Source organism: Coprococcus sp. LG101-27 (assembly GCF_027695515.1).
In the GTDB taxonomy this organism is placed as follows: Bacteria; Bacillota; Clostridia; order Lachnospirales; family Lachnospiraceae; genus Allocoprococcus; species Allocoprococcus comes.
This window is the reverse complement of sequence record NZ_JAQEUJ010000046.1, coordinates 1-7,488: the sequence shown is the minus strand read 5'-3', so window position 1 is coordinate 7,488 and position 7,488 is coordinate 1. Positions and strand designations below refer to the sequence as shown.

At 40.0% G+C, this 7,488-nt stretch carries 8 protein-coding genes and 1 pseudogene; 2 read left to right on the top strand and 7 right to left on the bottom strand.

The features are described 5' to 3' along the window. Nucleotides 1-29: 29 nt before the first annotated feature. The 4 genes from PG766_RS16545 to PG766_RS16530 all read right to left on the bottom strand — a co-directional run bounded on the left by PG766_RS16545 (nucleotide 30) and on the right by PG766_RS16530 (nucleotide 5,159). Nucleotides 30-272 (bottom strand): hypothetical protein, encoded by a 243-nt coding sequence (locus tag PG766_RS16545; RefSeq protein ID WP_243006444.1) that lies wholly within the window; start codon nucleotides 270-272, stop codon nucleotides 30-32. A gap of 319 nt (nucleotides 273-591) precedes the next feature. Further along, nucleotides 592-2,034: a glycoside hydrolase family 32 protein gene (locus tag PG766_RS16540; RefSeq protein ID WP_117824042.1), complete on the bottom strand. Its 1,443-nt coding sequence runs from the start codon at nucleotides 2,032-2,034 to the stop codon at nucleotides 592-594. Nucleotides 2,035-2,055: 21 nt separating this feature from the next. Further along, entirely contained in the window at nucleotides 2,056-3,975 is a 1,920-nt protein-coding gene (locus PG766_RS16535; RefSeq protein ID WP_118199515.1) for a PTS beta-glucoside transporter subunit IIBCA, read from the bottom strand. A gap of 194 nt (nucleotides 3,976-4,169) precedes the next feature. Then, the gene (locus PG766_RS16530) at nucleotides 4,170-5,159 is read right to left on the bottom strand and encodes a LacI family DNA-binding transcriptional regulator (protein WP_055262133.1); all 990 of its coding nucleotides are present in this window, start codon (nucleotides 5,157-5,159) and stop codon (nucleotides 4,170-4,172) included. A gap of 303 nt (nucleotides 5,160-5,462) precedes the next feature. On the opposite strand from PG766_RS16530, the gene PG766_RS16525 reads away from it, so the two are divergent. Next, a complete protein-coding gene (locus PG766_RS16525; protein ID WP_117824044.1) occupies nucleotides 5,463-5,699 on the top strand; it encodes a DUF6061 family protein in 237 nt (78 codons plus the stop codon). A gap of 159 nt (nucleotides 5,700-5,858) precedes the next feature. Here the strand turns inward: PG766_RS16525 and PG766_RS16520 are convergent. After that, nucleotides 5,859-6,224 (bottom strand): annotated as a pseudogene (locus tag PG766_RS16520) (FtsX-like permease family protein); the annotation flags it as partial. A 6-nt stretch (nucleotides 6,225-6,230) separates the two neighbouring features. Between PG766_RS16520 and PG766_RS16515 the strand changes: the two are divergent. Continuing rightward, nucleotides 6,231-6,671, top strand: a complete 441-nt coding sequence (locus PG766_RS16515; RefSeq protein WP_243014524.1) for a CpXC domain-containing protein — start codon at nucleotides 6,231-6,233, stop codon at nucleotides 6,669-6,671. A 106-nt stretch (nucleotides 6,672-6,777) separates the two neighbouring features. On the opposite strand, the gene PG766_RS16510 is transcribed toward PG766_RS16515, so the two are convergent. Together PG766_RS16510 and PG766_RS16505 are read right to left on the bottom strand one after the other, a co-directional pair. Next, nucleotides 6,778-6,987, bottom strand: coding sequence for a DUF6219 family protein (locus PG766_RS16510; protein ID WP_008392833.1), 210 nt, complete (start codon nucleotides 6,985-6,987; stop codon nucleotides 6,778-6,780). A 27-nt stretch (nucleotides 6,988-7,014) separates the two neighbouring features. Beyond that, on the bottom strand, nucleotides 7,015-7,488 hold a 474-nt coding region (locus PG766_RS16505), incomplete at its 5' end, for a Type 1 glutamine amidotransferase-like domain-containing protein (protein WP_442872524.1).

The window sequence follows — 7,488 nt, the reverse complement described above, 5'->3', positions numbered from 1 at the left end:
ACATAATCTCATTATATTCATCTTTCGATTCAAATCCCATTGAAAGAGGCTACCGATGCAATCATCTCATCCTGCGGTTCTTTTGCATCCTCCAGCTTGATGATCTGCTGGGTCTTTCCCCGGACCAGGTCAGCATAATTCACCACTCGCGCCGTCCCTTGTATCTTACTGACCAGAATCATGATCGTCAAAAACAGGGCGATCAGGATCACTGTTAAAAGCATCATCAGCATTCTTGCTATTTTAGAAATCTTACTGTCTTTACTTTTCATAACCACCTTCACTCCATATATCCTGTTATCTGATATTTCACATCTTCCATAACAGATTCTTATTTTATAATAATATCTCTGTTTTATACATTTTGCAATTTTCTCTTTGCTAATATGCTAGTACAAAGTCAGATACAAAAAACTTGCCACCTGCTACTTCTTACAAATGCATGGCAATACATAAAACTTGCCACTGACAGCATCTCTTGCATACTATGGTATAAAAAATGTGGACTGGCACCTCTTTTTTCAGGAACCTGTCCACATTTTTATTTTCTTTTCCGTATATTCACCTGTTATATCTTATGCAGTCCGGAATCTATTTTTTATATTCAACCTCGAATGATCCAAGTTCATATCCATGAACGCTTCCCTTTACCTCTCTGGATACAAGCTCTACTTTCTGTTCAAGATGTTCACTATATACTCTTGTTGTCAGAACTGTTTCCCCGTTATTAATGAATATCTCAATGGCTGATGTATCCGAAAAGATGGTAATATCCGAAAGCTCTTCCACCTTAGCAAAGCGCTGCTTTCTTCCACGTCCGCTTTCTCCCATCGATAAGGTAAAAAGCCCGTCCTTCCAGCTTATTGTAACATCTTCACGAAGCTTAAGCTCCAGATTTTTTGCTTCTTCCACGTCAAGTCTCAGTTCAAAACAGCAGTCCGCAGGCGCCCACTTTGTAAATGCTTCCAGCTCGCAGGTAAATGCATTTTTACGCAGATCTTTCATCTCCTTTAATGGATGCTGTAAGATCTTTCCATCTTTCCATTCCAGTTCTCTTGGCATGGTAAGTGCATGGATCCAGTCATATGCAACCGTTGCATCATTATCATAATCTGCATCCGGAATCCCCATCCAGCCAATCAGGATTCTTCTACCCGCTTCATCTGCAAATGTCTGTGTCGCATAGATGTCAAATCCTTTGTCAAATTCCTGAAATTTTCCAAAGCTGTATGATTTGTTCTTCAGGTCAAACTCTACCGGAAAATATCCACACTGGTACACATTCTGGTAATCATATCCCTTCTGATCTACTCCCTGTGGACAGCATGTCATAATCTGCTGGCCGTCAATCTCGAACAGATCCGGGCATTCCCACATATAACCAAATGGCTTTGCTGTCCGCACCGTATCGTACCATTTCCAGTGTTCCAGATCGTCGGAACAAAACAAAAGTGCACAGCCATCAGATTCCGCATCACGGCCTCCCTGGATCATATAATAACGGCCGTCTTTTTTATAGATTTTTGGATCTCTGACATGCTTGGACATATTCACCGGATAATCATCATTGGTCATTACAAGCTTCTTGTATGCAATATTCTTTCCATCCGGACTGAATACGTGAATCGTATTCTGTTCCCGTCCATTCATGATATAATCATAATCTTTATCCCAGAGTTTTACATTTCCTGTGTAAAAATAGTGAATTCCATCTTCACAGGTATAGGCTGATCCGCTATATACACCGTCTCTGTCCCATTCTTCGTCCGGATAAAGGAACGGCTCTTCTTCTTTATAATGAATCCAATCCTTTGTTGTGTAATGTCCCCAAAGCTTCGTTCCCCATCCGGCAAGAAATGGTGTATATTGGAAATAAATATGATTCACACCCTGAAATTCACACAGACCATTCGGATCATTCATCCAGCCTGTCGGCGGCATCATATGAAAGTGAAGTCTGTTTTTATCTTTTTTTACATTCTCCCTCATACTTTCATGCTTCGGATATTCTGTTAAATATGTCTCTTTGTTCATCTGTTCCTGTCCACCTTATCCTTACACGATTTCAGCCATCTTATCATTTTTTGCAATATGTTTTTCTTCTGTTTTGATGGTCTTTCCTTCCGGAAGCTCTGTGAAGATAACAAGAATCTCCGGAGAGTATCCATGCTTCTTCACCAGGTCGATGTCAAATCTGATAAGTGCTTCTTCTGCTGTTACTTCCTGTCCTTCTTTTACAAGTGTCTCAAATCCTTCACCGTTCATATTGACGGTATCTACCCCGCAGTGAATCAGGATCTCTGCTCCATCTGCAGTTGTAAGTCCGATTGCATGTCCGGTTGGATATACGAGTGATACGGTTGCCTTACATGGTGCCATAACGGTTCCGTTTTCCGGAAAGATAACGACACCGTCTCCAAGTACCTTGTTTGCAAATGTCGGATCTGTCGATGCTTCGATATCTTTTACTGTTCCCTCTGCTGCTGCATAGACTGCACCAGGCTCTTCTGTAATAACTGCCTTTGTTGTATCATTTTCTTTTGTATCGTTCTTTTTGTCATTTTTATTCTTATCCGGTGCTGACCGCATTTTTCCAAAGATGACTGTACATACAAATCCAATCGTAATCGCGATTGCATGTGCAATGATGTAGTTAATGTACCCGTGATGTGCCGGATTAGCAATTGCCATTCCAGGAAGTGCAGTTGTACCGAATCCAAGAGCAGTAAGCTTTGAATAGTATACATATGCACCTGCAACTGCACCACCGATACATCCACCGATCAGTGGAAACTTGTAACGTAAGTTTACTCCGAAGATTGCCGGTTCACTGATACCAAATAATGTCGAGCAGAAACTTGGAATACAAAGCTCTCTGGCTTTTAAGTTCTTCCAGTTCAGGGAAAGATAACCAAGTACCGCACCACTTTGTCCAAATAAAGCTACAGACATCAGTGGATTTAAAAAGTTTGTTCCTGTCGATGCAATAAGCTGTGCTTCTACCGCACCGATAATGTGATGAAGACCTGTGATAACTACGATCTGCTGAACTCCGGCAAATAACGCATACCCGAATGCTCCCAGATGTTCTGTACTCCACATCAGTCCGTCTGTGATTCCATTAGAAAGAATTCGTCCTGCCGGACCTACAAGTGTAAAAAGTAATACCGTAGAGATAAATACTGTCAGCATTGGTGCAACCAGAAGCTTGATTACATCCGGAATTACCTTATTGAAGAATTTATCCAGTTTTGCAACTACAAATCCCATCATAAGCGCGATGATGATTCCTCCCTGGAATCCTACCATCTCAATCTTCAGTCCGAACAGACGGATAACTTCTATATCAACGGTTCCCTGTGCAGCCTGGTAAGCATTGGCAAGAGAACTGTCTAACATGATTGCTCCGATTACCATACCAAGAACCGGATTCCCGCCAAATCTTTTTACGGCTGAATAGCATACTGCCATTGGAAGGATTGCAAAGATACCTGTAGACGCAAGACTTACCAGCCGGTTGATCGCATATAAGGTATCATGTGTCTTTACTACTTCAAGTCCGCCAAGGACGCTTGTAATTCCCATCAGAAGGGCTGCTGCAAGAAGTGCCGGCATGATTCCGATAAATACATCAGATAACGCTTTGATCACTGCCTGAAGTGGATTCTGCCTCTTCGCACTTTCTTCCTTCAGATCTCCCAGTGACATATTCTGTGTATTCGTATACTCGGCAAATACCTCATATACATCATTCACTGTTCCAGCTCCCAGGATCAGCTGTAACTGATTACCTGCTATGAACGCACCTTTTACTTTGTCGATATCTTCCAGTTTTTCAATATCTGCAAGATCATTATCTTTCAATACGATCCTGAGTCTGGTTGCACAGTGTGCTGTTCCCTGGATATTATCCATTCCACCAATATTGGCTACGATCTGTTTTGATATTTCCAGATACTCATTGTTCTTTCCCATTTCTCTTCTCCTTGTATTGTTTTGTTTTTGGAACCGGTTCCGTTCCCATGTTTTTATTATATACATCAGCTTTTGTATGTCAACACAAAACGTCACTGCAATTTCATTTTTGGAAACGGTTCCAAAAATTGATATCTAAATTTGTCTATATTGCACAAAAGCGGGTCTGTCAAATTGACAGATCCGCCTGATTCTCAGTTCTCTTTTACACTTTTTCTTTCTATAATTTTATACGGGTTGACCTGAAGCGGGCTTACCGGCTTTCCTAAAATCATCTGGATCATCGACTCAGCACTGATCTCCCCCCAGTTCTTCCAGTCAAATTTTACCGTCGTAAGTGGCGGCTGTAACAGTTCTCCTGCTTCGTAATCGCCAAATCCTACCACGGATACTTCTTCCGGTATCCGTATACCTTTCTCTGACATTACTTTGTACACGCCAAATGCGATACGGTCTGTTGCGCATACGACTGCCGCCGGTGTCTTCATATGATCTACAAATTTCTGTACATTTTCAATTGCATTTTCATAAAAGAACGTTGTCTCTATGACTTCTTTTGGCTTTTTCTCACAGGACATAAGTCCATCGATCACTCCATGGCGTCGTTCTCCTCCTACTGCCGGGTCATCTTCAGGTACCCAGAGCATATAAATCTCCTTGAACTTACGTTGTCCGATATAATTACCCACCGCATATCCTGCATTGTAATCATCATTAATGACAGAATTCTCTCCCGGGAAGCGTTGTCCAAGAAACAGGATTGGAATTTTTAACTTCTTTACTGCTTCTTCGTATTCTTTTGTGCTTCCCGTCGCAAGAACCATAATTCCATCTACATTCATATTCTTCAGCCGTTCGATACAGCGTATTTCTTCTTCGATATCATTTTCCGTATGCATGATAAGAGGTGTATAATCATTTTTCTTAAGATAGGCAACGATTACTTCTACAAGTCTCGGTGTTGTTACCGAGTTAAATCCAGGTACCGTAAGTCCTATGATCCGGCTCTCTTTTGCATTCAGCCTTGCAAACAGATTCGGCTCATAATTATTTTCTTCGATGATTTTTTTTATCTTCTGGGCCGTTGCATCTTTGACGCTTCCCCCGTTCAGATATCTTGATACAGTACTTTTTGCTACACCGGACATCTGGGCTATATCATTTATTGTCAGTTTTTTTTCCAAATTATTTTCCCCCATAGCGTCTATTTCGAACCTGCTTATAATACAGAGAACCTGCCAGTGACAGCTTCTTCCGGACACATGCCGATTCAAAATGTCTTAATATGTATTATACTCTTCTTTGAAATTTCCTGTCAAATTATCTCTTGTCCGAAATAGAGGATTCACACAAAGAACCTGCCAGTGACAGCTTATCTTGCATCCTATGGCAGCTAAAAAACCGGAATCCTGTTCGTGAATTCCGGTTTTTCTTCATTCTCTGACCATATACTAATGATTGATTAAATGATAAGGAGATGGGATACGATGAGAACAATATTTGCAGAATACAATCCACAACGAAACAGCATTGACATTTATACAAATGTTGGCTATATGCTTCGCATTGACTGCTGGGAAGCCGAAAAGGATTTAAAAACCACACCCGGATCAGACTGTGCATTGACTTCACTTGCAGTCGATGAACCACTTGAATATGCGAGATTATATCTTGAGGGCAATTTACAGATGTGGGTAGATACAGAAGATTCATTAGAGTTATAAAATGCAAGCAGCCTGTATGCTTCATTACACACAGGCTGCTTAATCAAATTTATTATAATTGATGAAAAATCGGTTGCATTTTGTCAAAAGTACAAAACTTTTTGAAACCAAGTGCTTTTAATTCTTGTTATGATACTGAGGATATCCCAGCAATACTTGCTATCCCTGATACCTTATTCTTTCAACCAGCGTTTCTTTTTTCAGATTACTGCTTAGAACGAGGGAAAGCACAATCTGCAACAGACCGACCAGCAAAATCATAGCAAGAATTGGTGTAATTGGAACATGATAGACATTCATTCCAAATATTCCATTATGTTTTGCATAGGAAAAAAGTGCATAGCCGAGTGGCAGACCAACGATAAGTGCTACGCATATGGTGCCAACCGTAAAAATCAGTCCCTGTAGCTGCAGGCATAAATTTAATTGTTTATTTGTCATACCCACAGCCTGTAATACACCATATTCCTGCTTTTTTGTCGTAATATTCATGATCATGGTGTTTGCCATATTCATAAAACCGATCTTATCATGATTTATCTGGTTCCGGAATCAGAAGTGGAAAAGACATGTGAAATATTTTGTGAAAAAAATGCTTTAGCTGATTTTCATACTGAAAAGTACTTAAACCGAGTTGTAACGTCACCAAATCAGCTCGTTGAAAAGATCCAGATCTTTGATGCTGGTAAGGATGACAGGATAATGGAACTTGTCAAATTACTTGCGACAGATTCTATTCTCAAAAATGATCCTGATAAAGAATTTGATGAACTGCGCTTTGCTGTCGATGACGACGGAACAAATATTCTTGTAATCATTAATAAGAGTGAGATTACTGGTGCAGTTGACATTGACAATATGTATGAATTTGCTTCTTCACACTGCGATGATTTCAAGGATCTCCGCGATGATGAGGATGTTGTTATCAATAGGGAGTGGATCCTTAACAAACTTACCGAAGAAGAAAATTAAAAATATATTTGGTGGCTACACCCCCCAAGCCCCTGTAGAATAAATAACGCCAGTACTGGATATCAAAAATCCCGCACCGGCGTTATTTATTAAAATATTTTGTTTTTTAATCTTCAACACTCTCTACTGAAACTTCTTTTTTCTTCCTACTTTTACCAGAAATCATCTTGTGTCCTGTATAAATAGCCATAATCATGCAAAGCAAAGAACTTGCTGCAAAGTACTTATGGCCTTCTTTTGATCCCTTATAACCTGTATAAAAAGTTCCAAGCATTGTAATCAGTGCACCGATAGACCAATATTTATGTGATTTCATTCAGATACCTCCTGCCGTTTTTCTTAATCATATACCTTTTAAAAGATATATACAAACAAGAATTTTCAAATTAGTCTTTGCAAATAACCTTTGAACCTTCACCTCTTCACCATCAATTACAATTCCCTGACGGTTGTTAATTGGGCATAGATTCAAATCCGAAAACTCAGTCATTATTTTCTCGGTAACTTTCTTAAATGGTGCTGTAAGATAATGCGGAAGAACATAGAAATCAATCAAATCAAGCCCTGCATCATCTTCTTGTGAGTAGTCCTCCGGCTTTTCATCCATTTGCTCGATATATTGGATGCTTGGAGCGCATATAATCGCACCTGCCGATTCACCAATCATCAGTTTTCCCTTTGCCAATTCTTTTTTCAACAGCTCATCCGTTCCCGTTTTACGGAGCTGGTCTATAAGGAAAAAAGAATTTCCGCCGGTAAAATATATCACATCCGCATCTTCAAAAACAGACTGTATCGTTGAATAAGCCTCCGTTGA

Coding starts and splice junctions, on each gene's coding strand:
- PG766_RS16545 (WP_243006444.1), bottom strand. CDS start 272: ATGAAAAGTAAAGACAGTAAGATTTCTAAAATAGCAAGAATGCTGATG.
- PG766_RS16510 (WP_008392833.1), bottom strand. CDS start 6,987: ATGAAATCACATAAATATTGGTCTATCGGTGCACTGATTACAATGCTT.
- PG766_RS16535 (WP_118199515.1), bottom strand. CDS start 3,975: ATGGGAAAGAACAATGAGTATCTGGAAATATCAAAACAGATCGTAGCC.
- PG766_RS16515 (WP_243014524.1), top strand. CDS start 6,231: ATGATTTATCTGGTTCCGGAATCAGAAGTGGAAAAGACATGTGAAATA.
- PG766_RS16540 (WP_117824042.1), bottom strand. CDS start 2,034: ATGAACAAAGAGACATATTTAACAGAATATCCGAAGCATGAAAGTATG.
- PG766_RS16525 (WP_117824044.1), top strand. CDS start 5,463: ATGAGAACAATATTTGCAGAATACAATCCACAACGAAACAGCATTGAC.